Origin of the sequence: Methyloglobulus sp. (genome assembly GCF_040079455.1) — a bacterium.
Taxonomy (GTDB): domain Bacteria; phylum Pseudomonadota; class Gammaproteobacteria; order Methylococcales; family Methylomonadaceae; genus Methyloglobulus.
On the sequence record NZ_JBEBKJ010000022.1, the window covers coordinates 1 to 19,727 of the forward strand.

Sequence of the window (19,727 nt, forward strand, 5' to 3'; positions counted from 1 at the left end):
TATTGGAATCATGCTTACTACAAAACCTATGGTTATTAATAGGGTATAGTCTATTTCTAAAGCAAAATGTGATCAAGAGACAGGTAACATACCCCGTCATGCGAAATTCCGGCGGTCCTTGCCGGAATGACGATTTTAATTGAGGGCACTCGGTAAAAGTCAATAAGGTCCGCGATGCGTACCCTACATCTACTTAACCACTTCCTCAACAAAAGACCCAAAGCCCATCAACCTCTGGTAACGTATTGCCAACAAATCATCAATAGTTCGCTGTTGTAAATCTGTCAGGTGGCGAATCAAGGCATCTTTCAAATTTGCAGCGATCAATTGGCAATTACGGTGCGCCCCGCCTAACGGCTCCCTAACCACCTCATCCAGTAAGCCCAATTCGCGGATGCGGTCTGAGGTTATGCCCATCGCTTCCGCCGCCAACTGTGCTTTATCGGGGCTTTTCCAGAGAATAGCCGCGCAGCCTTCGGGTGAAATCACTGAATAAGTGCTGTATTCCAACATTATAAGACGGTCACCGACACCAATTGCCAACGCACCACCAGAACCGCCCTCACCTGTTACCGTGCAAATGATGGGGGTTTTCAATTTGGACATTTCAAACAAGTTCCTGGCGATGGCTTCACTTTGCCCCCGTTCCTCTGCACCAATGCCCGGATACGCACCCGGCGTGTCGATCAGACAGATAATCGGCAATCTAAATCGCTCAGCCATTTTCATAATCCGTAATGCCTTTCGGTAACCTTCTGGACGAGGCATTCCAAAATTACGGTAGATTTTCTGTTTGGTATCGCGGCCTTTTTGATGTCCGATGACCATGACGGGTTGCCCATCTAACCTTGCCATTCCACAAACAATAGCGGGATCATCGGCATAAGTACGATCCCCATGCAGCTCGATGAAATCGGTAAAGATATGTTCAATATAATCCAGCGTATAAGGCCGACCTGGATGTCGTGAGAGCTGGGAAATCTGCCAGTCGGAAAGATTGGCAAAAATCGACTCGGTGAGCCCTTCGCACCGATCTTCCAGTTGTTTTAAAGCATCTGAAATGTTGATGTCATTGTCGGATTCGACATTACGAAGCTCACGGATTTTAGCTTCTAATTCAGCGATGGGTTGTTCAAAATCGAGAAAATTTAGGTCCATTTAGACTTTTTGATGTACAGATTAGGATAATAAGGTAGATTTTATAGAAATTTGTAGATTTATTCTAAATAAATACCACTTTTGTTTGCTGCTATCGTCCTATTAAACGCATTTTCAACTTTTTATACGCGAATAGGTCATAACTGAAGGGTAATAACAATAGGGAATCTCTAAAAATTCAAAAAACTCCTTCTCCCAGAGGGAGAAGGTTGGGATGAGGGAACTTAGAATTAAGCATTTACAACCCTCACCCTAGCTCTCTCCCAGAGGGAGAGGGGATTTTTAGAGGCCCCCAATACTGATGCAATGTGGATCAATGCAGATAATAATTTAAAAAGTGACAAGCTGATCCGTTTGTTTCAGCATAAGTGTGTTTTTTGCGCAAAGCATGAACTCATCCAACCAAGTTAATGTCCCATTGAATATTTTATTATGTGTTTTTTACACTATTCGATTGGTGTGTTAAAATTACAGTTATAACTTAGCCTTATTTTCAAGGGAAAAATGACCGTTTTCCTGAGCGGCATAGCCTTAAATGAGACGTGTATGAAAGGATCAAGCGTTATGAACAAAAAAGTGCAAGAAGTAATCGCCAGCCTCAAAAACAAACCTGGCGCGTTATTGCCGATCCTGCATGGCATTCAAGATGAACTGGGTTATGTCCCTGCTGAAACAGTTCCAGCTATCGCCGATGCCTTAAATATTTCCCGTGCCGAAGTTCATGGTTGTATCAGCTTTTATCACTACTTTCGTGACACCCCACCTGGCAAAACAACCATTCATCTGTGCAGGGCAGAATCTTGTCAGGCAATGGGTGCTAAATCATTGGAAGAACATGTCAAGTCACGTCTCGGTATTGATTATCATGAGACGACGACAGACGGCGCATTTTCGTTGGAGCCTGTTTATTGCTTAGGTTTGTGTGCTTGCTCACCTTCCATGCAGATTGGCAATGAAGTTTATGGCAGGGTTTCTGCCGAATCGTTTGATAATACCATTCAGCAAATAGGGTCGTTATCATGAGCATTACTGTCTACGTACCTCGTGATTCTGCTGCCCTGTGCTTAGGGGCGGACAAAGTTGCCGCCGCCATCACTAAGGAAGCAGAAAAACGCAATATTAGCATCAATTTAGTGCGTAACGGCTCAAGGGGCTTATTCTGGCTAGAACCATTAGTGGAAATCAGCACGGATAAGGGACGAATTGCTTATGGCCCAGTACAACCCCACGATGTAGCAAGCTTATTTGATACCGATTTCCTGACGGGCGGCGCACATGTGCTGGCATTAGGATTGACGGAAGAACTACCTTATCTTAAAAAACAGGAACGCCTGACTTTTGCCCGCGTTGGCATTACCGATCCGGTCAATCTTGATGATTACCTGGCAAATGACGGCTATCGTGGCTTGAAAAATGCCTTGGTCATGACCGGTGCTGATATTGTCAAACACGTCACCGATTCCGGCTTGCGCGGTCGTGGTGGTGCGGCATTCCCCACGGGTATCAAATGGAATACCGTGCTGAATACGGCATCAGAACAAAAATACATTATCTGCAATGCTGACGAGGGTGATTCCGGTACGTATTCTGATCGCATGATTATGGAAGGTGATCCCTTTGTCTTGATTGAGGGCATGACGATTGCAGGAGTTGCGGTGGGTGCGACTCAAGGTTATATTTACCTTAGATGTGAATATCCACACTCGCACCAAGCACTAAATGCAGCTATTGCCAAAGCCTATGAGGATAACTACTTAGGAGACAACATCCTTGCCAGCGGCAAAAAATTCGATTTGGAAGTTCGCTTAGGTGCTGGTGCTTATATCTGTGGAGAGGAAACTTCGCTGATGGAAAGCCTGGAAGGTAAACGTGGTTTGGTTCGCTTCAAACCGCCTTTACCAGCAGTTAGCGGACTATTCGGCCAACCAACTGTTGTCAATAATGTTATTTCCCTGGCCTCTGTACCTACCATTTTAGATAAAGGCGGCGAGTATTATAAGAATTTCGGCATGGGTCGCTCACGAGGCACATTGCCTATTCAGATTGCTGGTAACTTAAAATATCCTGGCTTGATTGAACTGGCTTTTGGCATCACCTTACGTGAATTGCTCTATGATTTTGGCGGTGGTTCAGCATCTGGTAAGCCGATCAAAGCCGTACAAGTCGGCGGTCCTTTAGGTGCTTATCTGCCCGAATCACAATTTGACACGCTCGTTGATTACGAGGCTTTTGCCGCAATCTGGGCGGTATTGGGGCACGGCGGTATTGTTGCTTTCGATGATACTGTCGATATGGCCGAAATGGCGCGTTACAGCATGGAGTTTTGCAAGATTGAATCTTGCGGCAAGTGCACGCCTTGCCGTATTGGCTCCACGCGCGGCATGGAAGTCATTGAGGACATTATGAAAGGCAATGACCTTAATAAAAATGTTCCATTGTTACGCGATCTTTGCAACACGTTGTTAAACGGCTCGCTATGTGCGTTGGGCGGTATGACACCTTATCCCGTATTGAGCGCATTAAACCATTTTCCTGCGGATTTTGGCATAGCAGACCAAGCCAACGCTGCCTGAACTAAATTTAAGAGGTATTCACAATGTCGATGATTACAGAAAAAGACTTTGGCACCCCTGCCAGCCCAGCCACTCAAATGGTCAATCTTGAAATTGACGGTTTTCAGGTGATCGCGCCAGCCGGTACTTCGGTAATGCGAGCGGCATCAAGCATCGGCATAGACATCCCTAAATTATGTGCAACAGATAGTATCGAACCATTCGGTTCATGCCGCTTGTGCGTGGTGGAAATCAAGGGCGGCCGAGGAATGCCTGCTTCCTGTACCACACCGGTGGCGGAAGGTATGGTCGTCACCACCCAAAATAAGAAACTTGCTGATGTGCGCCGTGGCGTGATGGAGCTTTATATCTCCGACCATCCGCTTGATTGCTTAACTTGTGCGGCTAACGGCGATTGCGAATTGCAAGACATGGCTGGCGCAGTAGGCTTACGGGAAGTGCGTTACAACCCGATGGGCGAGAACCATCTGCAAGCAAAAAAAGATGAAAGCAACCCTTATTTCACCTTCGATCCGAGCAAATGTATCGTTTGCTCACGCTGCGTAAGAGCTTGCGAGGAAACCCAAGGTACATTTGCGTTGACTATCGACGGACGCGGTTTTGATTCCAAGGTATCGCCCAGTCAAAACCAGCCTTTCATGGATTCTGAATGCGTTTCCTGTGGCGCTTGCGTACAAGCTTGTCCGACCGCGACGCTGATGGAAAAATCCGTGATAGATCACGGCACACCAGAACATGCCATCATCACGACTTGCGCTTATTGCGGTGTCGGCTGTTCGTTCCGCGCGGAAATGAAAGGTAGCCAAGTGATCCGCATGGTGCCAAATAAGGATGGCAAAGCCAATCATGGACATTCTTGCGTAAAAGGCCGCTTTGCATTCGGTTATGCCACCCACAAAGACCGCATCACCAAACCCATGATCCGCAAAAGCATCAAAGACCACTGGCAGGAAGTGAGTTGGGAAGAAGCTATCAATTATGCGGCTTCCGAGTTGAAACGCATACAAGCTGAGCATGGCAAGGATTCCATTGGCGGCATCACTTCATCACGTTGCACTAACGAAGAAACCTATTTGGTTCAAAAGCTTATCCGGGCAGGATTTGGCAACAATAACGTCGATACCTGCGCTCGTGTCTGCCATTCACCCACGGGTTATGGCCTTAAACAAACCTTTGGCGAATCTTCCGGTACGCAAAACTTTGATTCAGTGATGAAAGCCGACGTCATCATGGTGATCGGCGCGAATCCGACAGACGGGCATCCGGTATTCGGTTCTCAAATGAAAAAACGCTTACGGGAAGGCGCAAGGTTAATTGTTGTCGATCCCCGCGAGATTGATCTGGTTAGGACTCCGCATGTAGCAGCAAATTATCATTTAAAGCTACGCCCCAGCAGCAATGTCGCCCTGATTAATGCGATTGCCCATGTTGTTGTGACTGAGAACCTTGTCGATGAAGAATTCGTCAAATCCCGTTGCGATATTGAATCTTTCAACAAATGGCGGAATTTCATTGCCGATAAACGCCATGCACCGGAAGCGACAGAAGCCATAACTGGCGTTCCTGCCGCCGATATACGTGCAGCAGCTAAACTCTATGCCAGCGCAAATAATGGCGCAATTTATTATGGCTTAGGAGTAACCGAACACAGCCAAGGCTCAACCATGGTTATCGGCATTGCCAATCTGGCAATGGCGACCGGCAATCTCGGACGTGAGGGTGTTGGCGTTAACCCATTGCGCGGTCAGAATAACGTCCAGGGTTCGTGTGATATGGGTTCATTCCCTCACGAATATCCAGGTTATCGCCATGTATCTGATAAGGCCACCCGCCAATTGTTTGAACAAAACTGGGGCGTTCAATTGCAACCCGAACCTGGGCTTCGTATCCCAAATATGTTTGATGCCGCCTCTGACGGCAGCTTCCTTGGGCTTTACGTCGAAGGCGAAGACATTGCCCAATCCGATCCCGACATCCAGCATGTACACCACGCACTGCGCTCTATGGAATGCGTGATCGTTCAGGATTTATTTCTCAACGAAACGGCTAAGTTTGCCCATGTGTTCCTGCCAGGATCATCATTTTTAGAAAAAAACGGCACTTTTACCAATGCGGAACGCCGTATCTCGCCCGTTCGTAAAGTAATGCCCGCCTTGGCTGGCTATGAAGATTGGGAAATCACCCAGATGCTCTCGAATGCGATGGGTTATCCAATGAGCTACAGCCATCCTTCAGAAATTATGGAAGAAATCGCTCGACTTACTCCATCCTTTGCAGGTGTCAGTTTTGACAAGATTGACCAACTAGGCAGTATTCAATGGCCTTGCACGGATGAAGCACCAGAAGGTACGCCCACCATGCACGTAGAAACCTTTATGCGTGACAATGGTAAAGGGTTATTTATGCTGACAGAATTTGTTGCATCGCACGAAAAAGTAACCCAAAAATTCCCGCTTATCCTGACGACCGGACGCATCCTGTCGCAGTACAACGTTGGTGCACAAACACGGCGAACTGAAAATAATGCCTGGCATTCCGAAGATTTGCTGGAAATTCATCCTCATGATGCCGAGGATCGTGGACTGAAAGACCAAGACTGGGTAGGCATTAAGAGCCGCGCTGGTGAGACTGTATTACGCGCAAAGATTAGCGAGCGGGTTCAGCCTGGAGTAGTATACACAACCTTCCATTTTCCTGAATCCGGTGCAAATGTCATTACCACAGACAATTCAGACTGGGCAACGAATTGTCCAGAATATAAGGTGACGGCCGTGCAAGTCAGCAAAGTTACCCATCCTTCAGAATGGCAACAAAATTATCAAGCGTTTTCCGAACGGCAATTGGAACTGCTCACCAAGGAATAGATGATGTCCAGTAATGTCGTCATGCCAGAGCTTACCCCTGAATTGGGATGGCCCAGCTATCAACTAAGCAAGGTGGAGCGCTGGAAAAGCAACATACGTTCCGTACAACAAGATTATATCGCAGAAGAAGTGCCGATATCGCTTGTTTATAACGGCACACCCCATGTCGTCATGCTGTCCACTCCGACTAACTTGGAGGACTTTGCCTTGGGTTTCAGTATCACCGAAGGCATCATCGAAACAGCCTCCGAACTGCAATCTATCCACGTCTATAATCGTTCCAACGGCATAGAAGTGCGGATGGAAATTCCCAAATCCCGCTTCAGTCATTTATCCGGCAAAGGCCGGAACTTGACTGGACGCACTGGTTGTGGGTTATGTGGCGCCAGCACCTTGCAACAAGCTATTCGTCATCCTAAACCCGTGCAAGGCGAATTAAACCTTCCAGCGGCAGAACTTATTTCCGCATTGACGGCAATAAACCATCATCAACAACTTAATCAACTTACCGGAGCTGTACATGCCGCCGCATGGGTTGTGCCAGGGCAAGGTGTGCAATATGTCAGGGAAGATGTTGGTAGGCATAATGCCCTTGATAAACTCATTGGTTTGTTGTTACGTATAGGCAAGAATCCAGCGGCAGGATTTGTAGTTATTACCAGCCGTGCCAGCTATGAACTCGTACAAAAAGCCGCTAGCGTCGGTATTACCCTATTAGCTGCAATGTCCGCACCAACTGGATTAGCCATACGCCTAGCAGATGAAGCTGGACTTACCCTAGTCGGATTTGTCCGCGACAATCAGCATGTGGTGTACACCCACCCCGAGCGCTTGAACCACACCACTTATCCAACCTTGATTAAATCATCTAACTCTTAATGCACATCGAAAAACTGGTCTCAATGGCAAATGATATTGCCGATTTCTTTAATGCGGAAAGCGATAAAGAAATCGCTGCCGAAGGCGTAAAAAAACATATCCTGCGGTCGTGGGATCCGCGTATGAAAAAGGCAATTATCCAGCATTTCCAAGCAAATGGTGAAGGATTGAGTCCTCTGGCAGCAAAGGCTGTAAAGAAACTTGTGGAGATGGCTTAAATTAACTATCGGGTCTTATTCAATCATAGATAGCTGTAGTTTGTTCTATAAAGATCCTCTCAAAATATCTGTGATCGTTCACCTAAATGGTAACGGAAAGCCACCGGCAAAGGCTTGGCAGACATGGATAAATATGCGTTTAAAGAGGCACTGGGAAACCACTGATTTTTGATATGGTGCCAAGTAATGGCAACAAATTGGTTCATTGACTCTTACTACTAGGCCCTCCAAGGCTTCCACATGACGGGTTATGCTAACCCGTCATTCACGTTTTATCGATGGTAATACTTTTGAACTACTTGCCGCGTGAGCGGTTATGTGACATTTGAGGCACGTAACCTCGGATTCCACTACACTCCATCCAGGCTACCTTGCTCACGTTTTCCCGACGGTGGCATTGTTGGACCACGTTGAAACCCTACGAAGGGGGCAACATGCCGCGTCCGGCTCAAGGTGGCTGTTTGGCTCACGCCTACAGGCGCTGATTCTGCTGGCAAGCCACAGAGTCTACCTTGCGTGGCCTAACGTAAAGCTAAGGGGCGCGCCTGTCACGGAAGATTGGCGAAGCCACCGAAGCCGGAAAAATAACAAACCTTCAAAACCGCCACGAAAAGGCGCGTCCCTCTTGAGCGTAATGTTAGCCATTGGTTTCACGATTACTCCTAATTGCATTTTGTCTTTCCTGAATGCGTTTAGTTGCTTCCGATAGAGGCTCAAGCCCTACTTCTTGGCGCAGCAAATCAACTTTTTCTGGTTCTTTCATAGGCAAAGGAAAAGCAACTCCATTTTCGTCAGTGTCATGCTGAGTTCCATATATTTGCGGCTTACCAGACATAGTAAGTACCCTATCTTGTAAAAAGGCCAAGCACCATCCTTCTGCTTCACCTTGATGGACGGCTTCCCGTATCAAGATTAAACATTCGTCCATGAACTTTGTATCCAATACCGCGTGCTGAGCAATCAGCCACGCTGCTTCTGAGCCTTCCTTGCCAACCGCACTTATTGTAGGCCACCCATGACGACTTATGATTTCCTTGATACGTAAGTTGTTCTTTTCGTGGATCGCCTTAATTCTTGGGTGATACTCAACAGTGCCGAGTTCTCCACTATCAATCAATTCTTGCAGGATGCGTTGATCTTCCTCTTGCATTGATAGCAGATCATCTTGTAATTGTCGGTTCAACCCATGCCTCCTTGTAATGGCTAACGTATAGTAGACACCTTTTCAGGTGTATAGTAAAAATTAAAAATAGTGCGCATCATATTTACGTTTTAAATATTTTCAATGTGTTAACAAGCTATTTTATATTATCGAGCAGCTTATACATCTTGGTTTTACACCGATTACCCCATCAAACCGCCGCCAACCCCGCAATATTGTAGCCACAATCTACGTAAGTGATTTCCCCGGTAATCCCCGATGCCAGATCGGAACACATGAACGCGGCAGCATTGCCGACTTCTTCAATCGTCACATTTTTCCTGAGTGGCGCAGTATCTGCGGCTTTGTTCAACATGGCTTTAAAATCATTGATTCCCGATGCCGCCAAGGTACGGATAGGGCCTGCGGAAATCGCGTTAACCCGCGTACCTTCTGGCCCTAAGGCCACCGCCATATAACGGACATTGGCTTCCAAACTGGCTTTGGCAACGCCCATGACGTTGTAGTTGGTAATTGCCCGTTCCGCGCCTAGATAAGTCAAGGTCAACAAGGAACCGTTACGACCCGCCATCATCGCCCTGCCCGCTTTCGCTAAGGCAGTAAAGCTGTAAGAACTAACATCATGGGCAATCCTGAAATTGTCTCGGGTAGTGACATCGACATAATCGCCATTCAGTGCATCACGCGGCGCAAACGCGACCGAATGGACGATACAATCCAAACCGTCCCAATGCTTGCCCAGTTCAGTAAACACCGTGTCGATATGCTCATCAATGCTGACATCACATTCAATAATGATTTTAGAATTGCACTGTCCCGCCATATCCTCAACCCGACTTTGCAACTTGTCATTTTGGAATGTAAACGCCAGTTCCGCGCCTTCGCGGTGCATAGCCTGTGCGATACCCCATGCGATGGAACGGTTACTCGCCAACCCAACAATTAAAACCCGTTTGCCCTGCATAAAACCCATTGTTATGTCCTCGACTATTTATTGTTAAAATAAGCGAAAGTATCCCTGAGCTATATATTGATGTCCAGTCTTTTGTCTACCTTCCATTTGCTTACGCTTGTGAGGAGTAAACAAAGCGACATATCATTGGGCTGGCTGGATTTACACTGCTATCCAATAGATTCAAGTTTTAACTGTATCCGATTGAGTTTGCTGGTTTTATGCTATCCTCGCTTTGCTGACAGAAATATTGCAAAAACAACCATGATGATTCATCAGACATATTGAAAACATGCAAAAACAACTGACCGCCCGGGACTGGATTCTCTATTCGCTGCTTAGCTTATTGATATTATTGCTTTTGCTGGCAATGTACCAGATTGATCGACAATGGCTGAAATTGACCGAGATGGAAACCGCAATGTCAGAACAATCCAAGGATATGCGCGAATTGCGCGTTGCCGTTGCTTCTGGGGCAGTATCTAACAAACCGACTACAAATTCCACTGAGGCAAACGGAGACGTTGCCCAAGCCTTCAAACGCGCCTTAGCGGCTTCCCGCCTGCCTGATTATGCCCAGGGCGATTGGAGCGTTGATTCTTTTTCGACCAACATCAAGACCATTACGCCCTTGGTTTCCAGTGACTTATATGCTTCCAATGTGCAAAGTAATGTGTTGGAAAGCCTAATCACCCGCAACCCCGACACCTTAGAGTGGGAGGGCTTAATTGCCAAAAGCTGGAAGATTAGTGACGATGGTTTGGTGATTAGTTTCCAGATGCGTGACGATGTGAGTTTTTCCGACGGCCAGCCATTAACGGCAGAGGATGTGGTTTTTTCATTCGATTTCATTATGACCGAAGCTATCCAGGCACCGCGTGAACGTGCGTATCTGGAAAAAATTAAGGCTGTGAAAGCAAACGGTAAGTATGAAGTGGTATTCACCTTCAAAGAGCCTTATTTTGAGGCGTTGTCGCTGGCTGGCGGCATGTCTATTTTACCTAAGCACTTCTATGCAAGCTATGTGAAAGAACCCCAAAAATTTAACCAATCCAAAGGCTTGCTGCTGGGTAGTGGCCCCTACAAACTGACTGACCCCAAAAACTGGACACCCGATAAAGGTAATATAGAGCTGGTGCGTAATGAACGTTACTGGGGTGACGTACCGCCTTCCTTTAACCGTATCCTCTGGAAGGTCATCCAGAACGATAGCGCACGACTTACCACTTACCGCAACGGCGACATCGACTCATATTCGGCGCGTCCGGTAGAGTACCAAGAGCTGAAAAAAGACGAGCAACTTATCGCTAAAAGCCAGAATTTTGAGTACATGCCGCCAACAGTCGGTTACAGCTACATTGGCTGGAACCAGGAACGTGCAGGTAAACCGACGCGCTTCGCAGATAAGCGGGTCAGACAAGCGATGACTTACCTGACGGATGTAAGCCGTATTATCAAGGATGTACAATTAAATTATGCAGAACCTGCGGTTAGCCCATTCAGCAATACCAGCAAGCAACACAATGGCAGCCTGCAACCTTACCCATTTAATTTGGCCAAAGCCAAGGCATTGCTAACCGAGGTGGGCTATGAAGACCGCAACGGCGACGGGGTATTGGAAGATAAGTCGGGCAAACCCTTCGAATTTAAGTTGACTTATTTCCAAGCAAACGAGGATACCAAACGCATGGTGTTACTGTTGAAAGACTTGTATGCCCGGGCCGGAGTTCGGATGATTCCATTCCCTCAAGAATGGCCAGTGATGTTGGAAAACCTTGGTAAAAAAGATTTTGATGCGATAACGTTGGCTTGGACTAGCGGGATTGAAACCGATTTGTACCAGATCTTTCACAGTTCTCAGGCAATCAGTAACGGCGATAATTACATCAGCTACAAAAATCCTGAACTGGATAAGCTGATTGAGCAAGCACGTCGCACCGTCGATGAAAGCAAACGTATGCCTTTGTGGCAAAGTGCGGAACGAATTCTCTACGAAGATCAGCCTTACACCTTTATGATGCGCCGAAAAAGTTTGCTGTTTGTTGACAAACGTATCCACAATCTGCAAATGACCAAGTTGGGGTTGAACTTAGGGTCATTGCCGTTGGAGAACTACGTTCCTGTCGCCCAACAGAAATACACGCAATAAAACGAGGGCTATACGATGTTGACTTACCTGCTACGTCGTTTGTTACTAATGATTCCTACGCTATTGGGAATTACTATCTTGGTGTTTACGGTGATGGCGATGTCGCCGGGCGGGATAAGCGCACAAACGCTGATCGGCGGTACGGACATGAAACCGCAGGAAAAACAGGCCTTATTGAACTATTACAACAAACGTTACGGTTTAGATAAACCTGCGCCAGTACAATATTTGCGTTGGTTGAACAATGTCTCACCTATCGGTTTTACAATTGATGAACAAGGCAATCGCGGGGAGTTTTCTTTCAGCAAAGGCATGGATTTAGGGACTAGCTTTCAATACGGCAGACCCGTATCAGACATTCTCGCCGAACGCATTCCGATTACTTTATTGCTTAACCTGGTCACTATTCCCTTCACTTACTTAATTGCTATTTTTGTAGGCATGAAGTCGGCAGCCAATCGCGGCGGCTCGTTCGATGTGGGAATGGGTATGTCGATGCTGGCCTTGTGGTCTATTCCAACCATGCTGGCTGGAGTGCTGCTACTGGGTTTTTTTGGTAATGTGCAGCACTTTCAGTGGTTTCCGACTGCGGGTATTAGCAGCCGCGAGGCTCAGGATATGCCGTTCTTACCACATTGGGAACAAACTGGTTTTGTGCGTGGCTTCTTACTGGACAGAGTATGGCATCTGATATTGCCGGTCATCTGTTTATCTTACGGCAGTTTTGCAGCACTGGCGAAGTTGACACGCACTTCGATCCTGGAAAACCTAAATTCCGACTATGCTCGTACCGCTCGAGCCAAAGGCTTGGCGGAACATGACGTATTATGGCGGCATGTGTTCCGCAACAGTTTACTGCCTTTGATTACCATATCAGCAGGGCTTTTGCCTAGCTTATTGGCTGGCTCTTTGATCGTGGAAAATATTTTCAGCATTAATGGCATGGGCCAGCTTGCAGTGGAAGCGGTAAAAGGCCGCGATCGTGAACTGGTTTTGTCGATTACCTGGGTAAGCGGTTTTCTAACTCTAATAGGCTATTTGATAGCTGATTTCTGCTATACCTTGGCCGACCCGCGGGTAAGTTATGACTGAGACCACTGTAAGTCGTGAGTCCTTCTCCGCCCACATCTGGCGCAAAACGCTAGATGGAGTAGGCGTAAAAGTGGGCCTAGCCTGGATTGCATTATTAGTGTTTGCCGCCGTATTTGCGCCATTTCTGGCTAACTCCATGCCGTTATTGATAAGTAAAGACGGCATCATCTCCGCACCAGTGTTGCGCTACCTGTCTGTGGAAGACGCGTGGGTGTTGGCAACGTTCTTTATTGCGTTGGCTGTTTATCGGTTGCGACTTGGTTCCGGCAAGCGCATCTTGCTGTTTTTGCTAGGCAGTGCCGTTGCCGCCTTGCTGGTCAATATGTTTCTCAAACCGCCGGTTTTGGTAATCTACGATGATTTCCGCACAATCACTTACACCGACGTAGATTGGCGGATAATGCCGCCCATTCCCTATGCACCAACCGATTACTTGCGCGATTTAGGCAGCAAGGGTTTGGAAGCGCCCTTTAAAACGGAAGGTCATACTCACTTAATGGGTACCGAAGAAAATGGCGCGGACGTGCTAAGCCGGATGATCCATGCTTGCCGAATTTCGCTGAGCATTGGCCTAATCGCTTCCGGTATTGCATTGTTCATTGGTGTGATTGTCGGTGGTTTGATGGGCTATTTTTCTGGTATTGTCGATATGTTGGGGATGCGGTTGGTGGAGATTTTTGAAGATATTCCCACCCTGTTTTTGTTGCTGACCTTTGTGGCTTTTTTTGGTCGTAGCTTATACATGATGATGGTGATTATCGGCATCACCGGCTGGTCTGGCTATGCGCGTTATGTGCGTCAGGAATTCCTGAAATTACGCAAACAAGATTATGTGCAGGCAGCAGTAGCCAGCGGCTTACCACTCAGTTCAATCCTGTTCAGACACATGTTGCCAAATGGTGTCGCACCCTTACTGGTAGCGGTAAGTTTTGGCGTAGCCGGTGCAATTCTGTCTGAGGCTACCTTAAGTTTTCTGGGACTTGGCGTAGTGGATGCGCCGTCTTGGGGGCAAATGCTGGATCAGGCGGTCAAGTCATCGACTTTTAACTGGTGGATGGCGGCCTTTCCAGGCGGAGCGATTTTTATGACCGTGTTTTCGTATAACTTAATCGGCGAAGCCTTTCGCGATGCCATTGATCCCCAGCTCTCTCGCAAGGCTGGCGTAAACTAATGTCCCAGCCATTGCTGGAAGTCCGCAATCTGCATACCTATCTGCAATCGGGCGGGCGTGAAGTAAGAGCGGTTGATGGCATCAGTTTTAGCATTCCCAAGAGCGAAACTTTTTGCCTGGTCGGTGAATCAGGAAGTGGCAAATCCATCAGCGCACTCTCAGTAATTCGCTTATTGCCGCAAGATATAGCCACACATCCAAGCGGGGAGATCTTATTTAACGGTCAGGATTTATTGAAACTGGACGATCCAGCGATTCGCTCTGTACGGGGATCACAAATCGCAATGATCTTCCAAGAACCGATGACCTCATTGAATCCGGTATTGAGCATCGGCGAGCAAATCACCGAAGCGTTGCAACTACATCATCCAGGCATGAGCGATTCAGAAGCCGAGCAGCGGACGATTTTAGCATTAGAACAGGTTCAAATGCCCCATGCTGCTCGCCGATTTAGGGATTATCCGCACCAGTTGTCAGGTGGGCAGCGGCAGCGGGTAATGATAGCGATGGCTTTAGCTTGTGAGCCGCAATTGCTGATTGCCGATGAACCCACCACAGCACTGGATGTCACCGTGCAGGCTGAAATTTTGCGGCTGATGCGAAAATTGCAGGACGATACTGGCATGAGCATATTTTTTATCACTCATGATTTTGGCGTAGTATCCCAGATGGCGCAGTGGGTTGGCGTAATGCAGCAAGGCAAGTTGGTGGAAGTCGGCGCTTGCATAGATGTGTTGCGTAAGCCCCAGCATTCATACACTCGGCAGTTACTGGCTGCATTGCCGGAAAACTTATCAAAGCCAGTATTGGCTACGACTCAAAATCTGGATGAGCTATCGACGGCAGAACAAACACCGCTGGTGAAAATCCGCGACCTAAAAGTCTGGTTTCCCATTAAAAAAGGCCTGTTCCGCCACACAGTTGACTATGTTCGCGCAGTTGATGAAGTCTCGTTAGATATTCCGCAAGGCCAAATCGTCGCATTAGTAGGCGAATCTGGTTGCGGCAAAACCACCTTAGGTCGGGCGTTGCTGCAACTGGAAAAGCCAACTTCTGGAAGTGTCCAAATAGATGGACAGGAATTGACCGGGCTTTCCGCACACGAATTGCGTCCTTTGCGGCGAAAAATGCAGATTGCCTTCCAAGACCCACAGTCCTCGCTGAATCCACGCTTGCTCATCGAAACTACGCTAACCGAACCGATGAAAGTACACGGTATTGGCGGCAATGATGAAGAACGTATCGAACTCGCCGCGTTACTTCTGGAAAGCGTGCAGCTTAAGCGCGATTTTCTCTGGCGTTATCCACACGAATTTTCCGGCGGACAACGCCAACGTATCGGTCTGGCTCGGGCGTTGGCGCTGAATCCTGAATTTATTGTCTGCGATGAAATTACCAGTGCATTGGATGTTTCCGTTCAAGCGGAAATCCTGCAATTATTGTTGAGCATCCGTCAGCAGCGCAACCTGACCCTATTATTCATTACCCACAACATTGGCGTAGTGGAATACCTAAGCGATCAAACTGTGGTGATGTACAAAGGCAAGATCGTAGAACGCGGCAAAACAGCACAAGTTTGTAAAACTCCGCAACACCCTTATACACAGAAGTTGTTGGCTGCTGTGCCAAGATTAATTATGTAAATTTTAAAACCCTTAGTTAAAAAGTCATTTAATGTCCCTATCCACCAAAATATCAGTTAACGCTCCGGCAAGATTGCACATGGGTTTTATCGACCTTAGCGGATCATTAGGGCGTCATTTTGGCAGCATTGGCATCGCGCTGAACGAAATCAACACACGGCTAACCTTGACTCATGCAGATCAACGCTGTATTGCCGGTCCTTCTGCACAACGTGCCGGCCGTTGTTTAACCCAGTTATGCGATGCGTTAAACGTATCCGACCAAGTTAACATAACCATTGAAGCCGCAATCCCTGAGCATGTAGGTCTGGGGTCGGGGACGCAAATGGCCTTGGCAATTGGTACGGCATTAAATGCTTACTATGGTTTAGGGCTTACCGTACGAGACATTGCCTCGGTAATGGATAGGGGGTTGCGCTCAGGCATAGGCATCGGTGTATTTGAACATGGTGGTTTGGTTGTTGATGGCGGTCGTGGCGAAAATACCATTACTCCACCTGTACTCGTCCATCTGGATGTGACAGCAGACTGGCGATTTATCCTAGTGTTTGATCGGCGGGGGCAAGGTTTACATGGTGCACAAGAAATAGCCGCATTTGAAGCTCTTCCGGCGTTCCCACAACAGGAAGCAGAACATTTCTGTTATCTACTTTTGATGCAAGGCTTACCTGCCGTAGCGGAGCATGATCTTTTTAAATTCGGGGAAGTCATTTCTCACTTACAATCCGCTGTAGGAAAACATTTCTCTCCAGCCCAAGGCGGCATCTACGCCAGCAAGGAAGTCGCCAAGGCGATGGATTGGCTAGCGCAGCAAGGTGCTGCTGCAATAGGTCAAACCTCCTGGGGGCCAACTGGATTTTGTGCTGTTGAAACTGCAGAACTCGCGCAAACAATTGTCCAACAAGCTAGAATCGAATTTGCAGATTTGATTAATTTAGATTTTATGGTCGTGAGTGCAAATAACCAAAAAGGATCTTCTCGGTTAGTCACTTCAAGCAGTTAAAATCAGTAAAAATCGCCTAAAGCCCTTGGTGTCAAGATGCTAAAAGAACATCAGTCACTACAAAACACATCACCCAAACAAGCAATTATTTTGCTGATTGGAGTTTTAATCCTGATAGGCATTGGGGTTTATCACACTTATCCACCCAATCCATCTTCACTTTCTGCACCCTCAACTGTTTTTTCATCAATCCGTGCCATGTCTCATGTACGGATAATCGGCTCAAAACCACATCCCACTGGCAGTCATGAGAATGCCGAAATCCGTCAATATTTGGTAACTCAGCTAAAAGCATTGGGTTTTAAGCCAGAAATACAATCGACGTTGATGGTATCTCCGCAAAAAAAACAGGCAGGCAGAATCCATAATGTACTTGTGCGAATCCCTGGGGTACATACGGGTAAATCGTTACTGCTATCAGCTCATTACGATTCAGTACACACAGGACCTGGTGCCGCCGATGATGGCGCATCAGTTGCGGCAATTCTTGAAACGCTAAGAGCCATTAAAACGCAACCCACACTCCAAAATGACTTGATTTGTATTTTTACCGATGGTGAAGAAACAGGGTTACTTGGTGCAGAAGCATTTATTCAGCAACATCCTTGGGCAAAAGATGTCGGACTGGTACTGAACTTTGAGTACCGAGGCAATCGCGGCGCTTTCATGATGTTTGAAACCAGTCAAGGTAATGGCAAGCTGATTGAAGGCTTGGCTGCTACCGTCCCTTTCTTATCGGCAACCTCCTTGTTTTATGAGGTTTATAAGCACTTACCGAACGATACCGACTTTACCGTTTTTAAACGCAAAGGCATTCCGGGAATGAATTTTGCAGCGATTGAAGGCCTTACAAGTTACCACACACAACTGGATCGTCCTGAGTTCTTAGATCAAGGTACTTTACAGCACGAAGGCGACATCATGCTGAACTTGGTCAAACATTTTGGCAATGTTTCTTTAACTGATTTGAAAACAACAGATTACGTTTATTTTGATTTTCCTGGACTAGGTTTGGTAAATTATCCGGTGAACTGGATTATGCCACTTAACGGTATCTTATTGATACTGTGTGCTACGGTATTAACGTTAGCCTTGAAAACGAAAACAGTACGATTAAGTTCTATGGTTGCTGGGGCTATCGTATTTCCGTTCATCCTGTTCGGGATGGCAGTGGCTAGTCATTTATTATGGTTAGCTATCCGTCAATTACACCCCGAATATGAGTCGTTTATTCAGGGTGACACTTATAATAGCCACTGGTATTTGCTGGCTTTTGTTTTTCTCAATATTGGTTCGTTTAGTTTTTTGCAAGCTTATTTGTGCAAATGGTTGCGGCCTATCGAATTTGCCTTTGGGGTTATGGTTTATTGGTTAGTTTTGTTAATGGTGAGTAGCGTTTTCTTACCAGGGGTGAGTTTTTTGTTTTACTGGCCTTTAGCGACAATGCTCTTGCTTGTAAGTGTTGTTTTTCTAAAAAAGAAAAATACCCAAAAACCAACTAATGCATTGTTGTTATTTATTGGCAGTATTCCCAGCATTCTTATCTTTGCGCCCTTTATAAGTAATTTATTTATTGGTTTAACACCGCAAATGATCGGTGTGGTAATTGTTTTCCTGTTGCTTTTATTGGGCCTTCTAACGCCTCTTATGGAAGAGATCGGATTGCGAAGATTGCTAGTAAAATCCTCGCTAATGTTAGGTTTAGCCGCCCTGATAGCAGGTTCATTAACTTCTGGTTTTGATGCAAGTCGCCCACACCAAAATACTTTGTTTTACGCACTTAACAGTACGCAGCAGCAAGCCTTTTGGTTATCATCGGACAAACAACTTGATGAATGGACTTCGACTTATTTTCCTAATATCGAAGCGAAACGGCAACTGTCAGAACTATTCGGTGATAACTCCCCTTCCCTGTGGGCGGCTTCAGCACCGCTGTTAACCTTGCCATCGCCCACAATCGAAACGCTAGAAGACAGCGCTATAGCTGATAAAAACTCGGACAAAAGAAAGATTAGGGTAAGGATTAAATCGCCAAGGCATGCTCCCAAGATAAAGGTCACTATCGAGGGGATTGATGTCCTTTACTCAAAAGTCGCTGGACAATTATTTTCACAATCCCCACAATCTCATTGGAAGCTAAACAGTGTTGACTTAATTGACGAAGATCTTATAATCGAATTCATCGTTAAAACTGGCGCACCTTTTACGGTAAGGGTTATCGACCTTTCATATAGTTCACCTGCCGCAATCCTAATGCCTAGGCCATCATTTATGGGGATCTCTAAAAATTCAAAAAACTCCTTCTCCCTTCGGGAGAAGGTTGGGATGAGGGGTTTAAAATCAAGTATTTACAATCCTCACCCTAGCCCTCTCCCAGAGGGAGAGGGCATTTTTAGAGATTCCCTTATGATAAGTAAACCCTCTGAATTCAGTGACACTATCGCCGTTGTTAAGGATATTAGGTACAAATAACATAAATTGGCATTATTAAATAAATCCACCCTTCTAAATCTCCGTTCCATTTCAGCATTAATAGCATGACGGAATATTTAAGCATTTCCTGGCTCTTGCTGTAGTAGCACTTTGATTTGAGCTGCAATCGTGCCAAGAAATGCCGAAACAAGCTATTGTAGCCTTACACGGTATAGGCCTCAGCCTTTAATTGGGAATGCAGTTGGCTGGGGATAACGTTCTCATAAAGACTCCAATGGTCTCTCATCACGTTGGTGTGGAGGGCTTCTAATAACTGTTCCCCTTTTTTTGCTACCGCGAGAACCCAAAACGCACGGAGGCTTGTGAGGTAATTAGCTACAATTAACAAGTGATTTTATACTGTCCTATAAGGCTATCAGCTTGGCTCCAT

14 protein-coding genes and 1 pseudogene are annotated in these 19,727 nt (G+C 46.5%); 11 read left to right on the forward strand and 4 right to left on the reverse strand.

What is annotated here, in order from left to right; all coding sequences use genetic code 11:
• Nucleotides 1–189 precede the first annotated feature (189 nt).
• Nucleotides 190–1,158 carry an acetyl-CoA carboxylase carboxyl transferase subunit alpha gene (gene accA, locus ABL924_RS06885; protein WP_349026337.1) on the reverse strand — a complete coding sequence of 323 codons (969 nt, stop codon included), beginning with the start codon at nucleotides 1,156–1,158 and terminating at the stop codon, nucleotides 190–192.
• Between the two features lie 564 nt (nucleotides 1,159–1,722).
• Here accA and ABL924_RS06890 point away from each other — a divergent pair.
• Genes ABL924_RS06890 through ABL924_RS06910 form a run of 5 tightly spaced genes read left to right on the forward strand, consistent with a single transcriptional unit; the run spans nucleotide 1,723 to nucleotide 7,692 of the window.
• The gene (locus ABL924_RS06890) at nucleotides 1,723–2,181 is read left to right on the forward strand and encodes a formate dehydrogenase subunit gamma (RefSeq protein WP_349026338.1); all 459 of its coding nucleotides are present in this window, start codon (nucleotides 1,723–1,725) and stop codon (nucleotides 2,179–2,181) included.
• Nucleotides 2,178–3,731, forward strand: a complete 1,554-nt coding sequence (locus ABL924_RS06895) for an NADH-quinone oxidoreductase subunit NuoF (RefSeq protein WP_349026339.1) — start codon at nucleotides 2,178–2,180, stop codon at nucleotides 3,729–3,731. The genes ABL924_RS06890 and ABL924_RS06895 overlap by 4 nt, the downstream gene beginning before the upstream one ends.
• 23 nt (nucleotides 3,732–3,754) lie before the next feature.
• Nucleotides 3,755–6,595 (forward strand): formate dehydrogenase subunit alpha, encoded by a 2,841-nt coding sequence (fdhF, locus tag ABL924_RS06900; protein WP_349026340.1) that lies wholly within the window; start codon nucleotides 3,755–3,757, stop codon nucleotides 6,593–6,595.
• Complete coding sequence (gene fdhD / locus ABL924_RS06905) at nucleotides 6,596–7,474, forward strand: formate dehydrogenase accessory sulfurtransferase FdhD (protein ID WP_349026341.1); 879 nt, start codon at nucleotides 6,596–6,598, stop codon at nucleotides 7,472–7,474.
• Nucleotides 7,474–7,692, forward strand: coding sequence for a formate dehydrogenase subunit delta (locus tag ABL924_RS06910; protein ID WP_349026342.1), 219 nt, complete (start codon nucleotides 7,474–7,476; stop codon nucleotides 7,690–7,692). The genes fdhD and ABL924_RS06910 overlap by 1 nt, the downstream gene beginning before the upstream one ends.
• A 637-nt stretch (nucleotides 7,693–8,329) precedes the next feature.
• On the opposite strand, the gene ABL924_RS06915 is transcribed toward ABL924_RS06910, so the two are convergent.
• Entirely contained in the window at nucleotides 8,330–8,875 is a 546-nt protein-coding gene (locus ABL924_RS06915) for a DUF6624 domain-containing protein (protein ID WP_349026343.1), read from the reverse strand.
• A 169-nt stretch (nucleotides 8,876–9,044) separates the two neighbouring features.
• Nucleotides 9,045–9,827, reverse strand: a complete 783-nt coding sequence (locus tag ABL924_RS06920) for an enoyl-ACP reductase (RefSeq protein ID WP_349026344.1) — start codon at nucleotides 9,825–9,827, stop codon at nucleotides 9,045–9,047.
• A gap of 271 nt (nucleotides 9,828–10,098) precedes the next feature.
• Here ABL924_RS06920 and ABL924_RS06925 point away from each other — a divergent pair, with 271 nt between their 5' ends.
• Genes ABL924_RS06925 through ABL924_RS06950 form a run of 6 tightly spaced genes read left to right on the forward strand, consistent with a single transcriptional unit; the run spans nucleotide 10,099 to nucleotide 19,336 of the window.
• A complete protein-coding gene (locus ABL924_RS06925; RefSeq protein ID WP_349026345.1) occupies nucleotides 10,099–11,955 on the forward strand; it encodes a peptide-binding protein in 1,857 nt (618 codons plus the stop codon).
• Between the two features lie 15 nt (nucleotides 11,956–11,970).
• Nucleotides 11,971–13,047: an ABC transporter permease gene (locus ABL924_RS06930; RefSeq protein ID WP_349026346.1), complete on the forward strand. Its 1,077-nt coding sequence runs from the start codon at nucleotides 11,971–11,973 to the stop codon at nucleotides 13,045–13,047.
• Nucleotides 13,040–14,218 (forward strand): ABC transporter permease, encoded by a 1,179-nt coding sequence (locus ABL924_RS06935; RefSeq protein WP_349026347.1) that lies wholly within the window; start codon nucleotides 13,040–13,042, stop codon nucleotides 14,216–14,218. The genes ABL924_RS06930 and ABL924_RS06935 overlap by 8 nt, the downstream gene beginning before the upstream one ends.
• Nucleotides 14,218–15,861, forward strand: coding sequence for a dipeptide ABC transporter ATP-binding protein (locus ABL924_RS06940; RefSeq protein ID WP_349026348.1), 1,644 nt, complete (start codon nucleotides 14,218–14,220; stop codon nucleotides 15,859–15,861). The genes ABL924_RS06935 and ABL924_RS06940 overlap by 1 nt, the downstream gene beginning before the upstream one ends.
• A 31-nt stretch (nucleotides 15,862–15,892) precedes the next feature.
• Complete coding sequence (locus tag ABL924_RS06945; protein ID WP_349026349.1) at nucleotides 15,893–16,864, forward strand: beta-ribofuranosylaminobenzene 5'-phosphate synthase family protein; 972 nt, start codon at nucleotides 15,893–15,895, stop codon at nucleotides 16,862–16,864.
• Between the two features lie 36 nt (nucleotides 16,865–16,900).
• Nucleotides 16,901–19,336 (forward strand): M20/M25/M40 family metallo-hydrolase, encoded by a 2,436-nt coding sequence (locus ABL924_RS06950; protein ID WP_349026350.1) that lies wholly within the window; start codon nucleotides 16,901–16,903, stop codon nucleotides 19,334–19,336.
• Here ABL924_RS06950 and ABL924_RS06955 read toward each other — a convergent pair.
• Nucleotides 19,323–19,641 (reverse strand): annotated as a pseudogene (locus ABL924_RS06955) (hypothetical protein); the annotation flags it as partial. The gene ABL924_RS06950 and the pseudogene ABL924_RS06955 sit on opposite strands and share 14 nt — an antisense overlap.
• Between the last annotated feature and the right edge of the window lie 86 nt (nucleotides 19,642–19,727).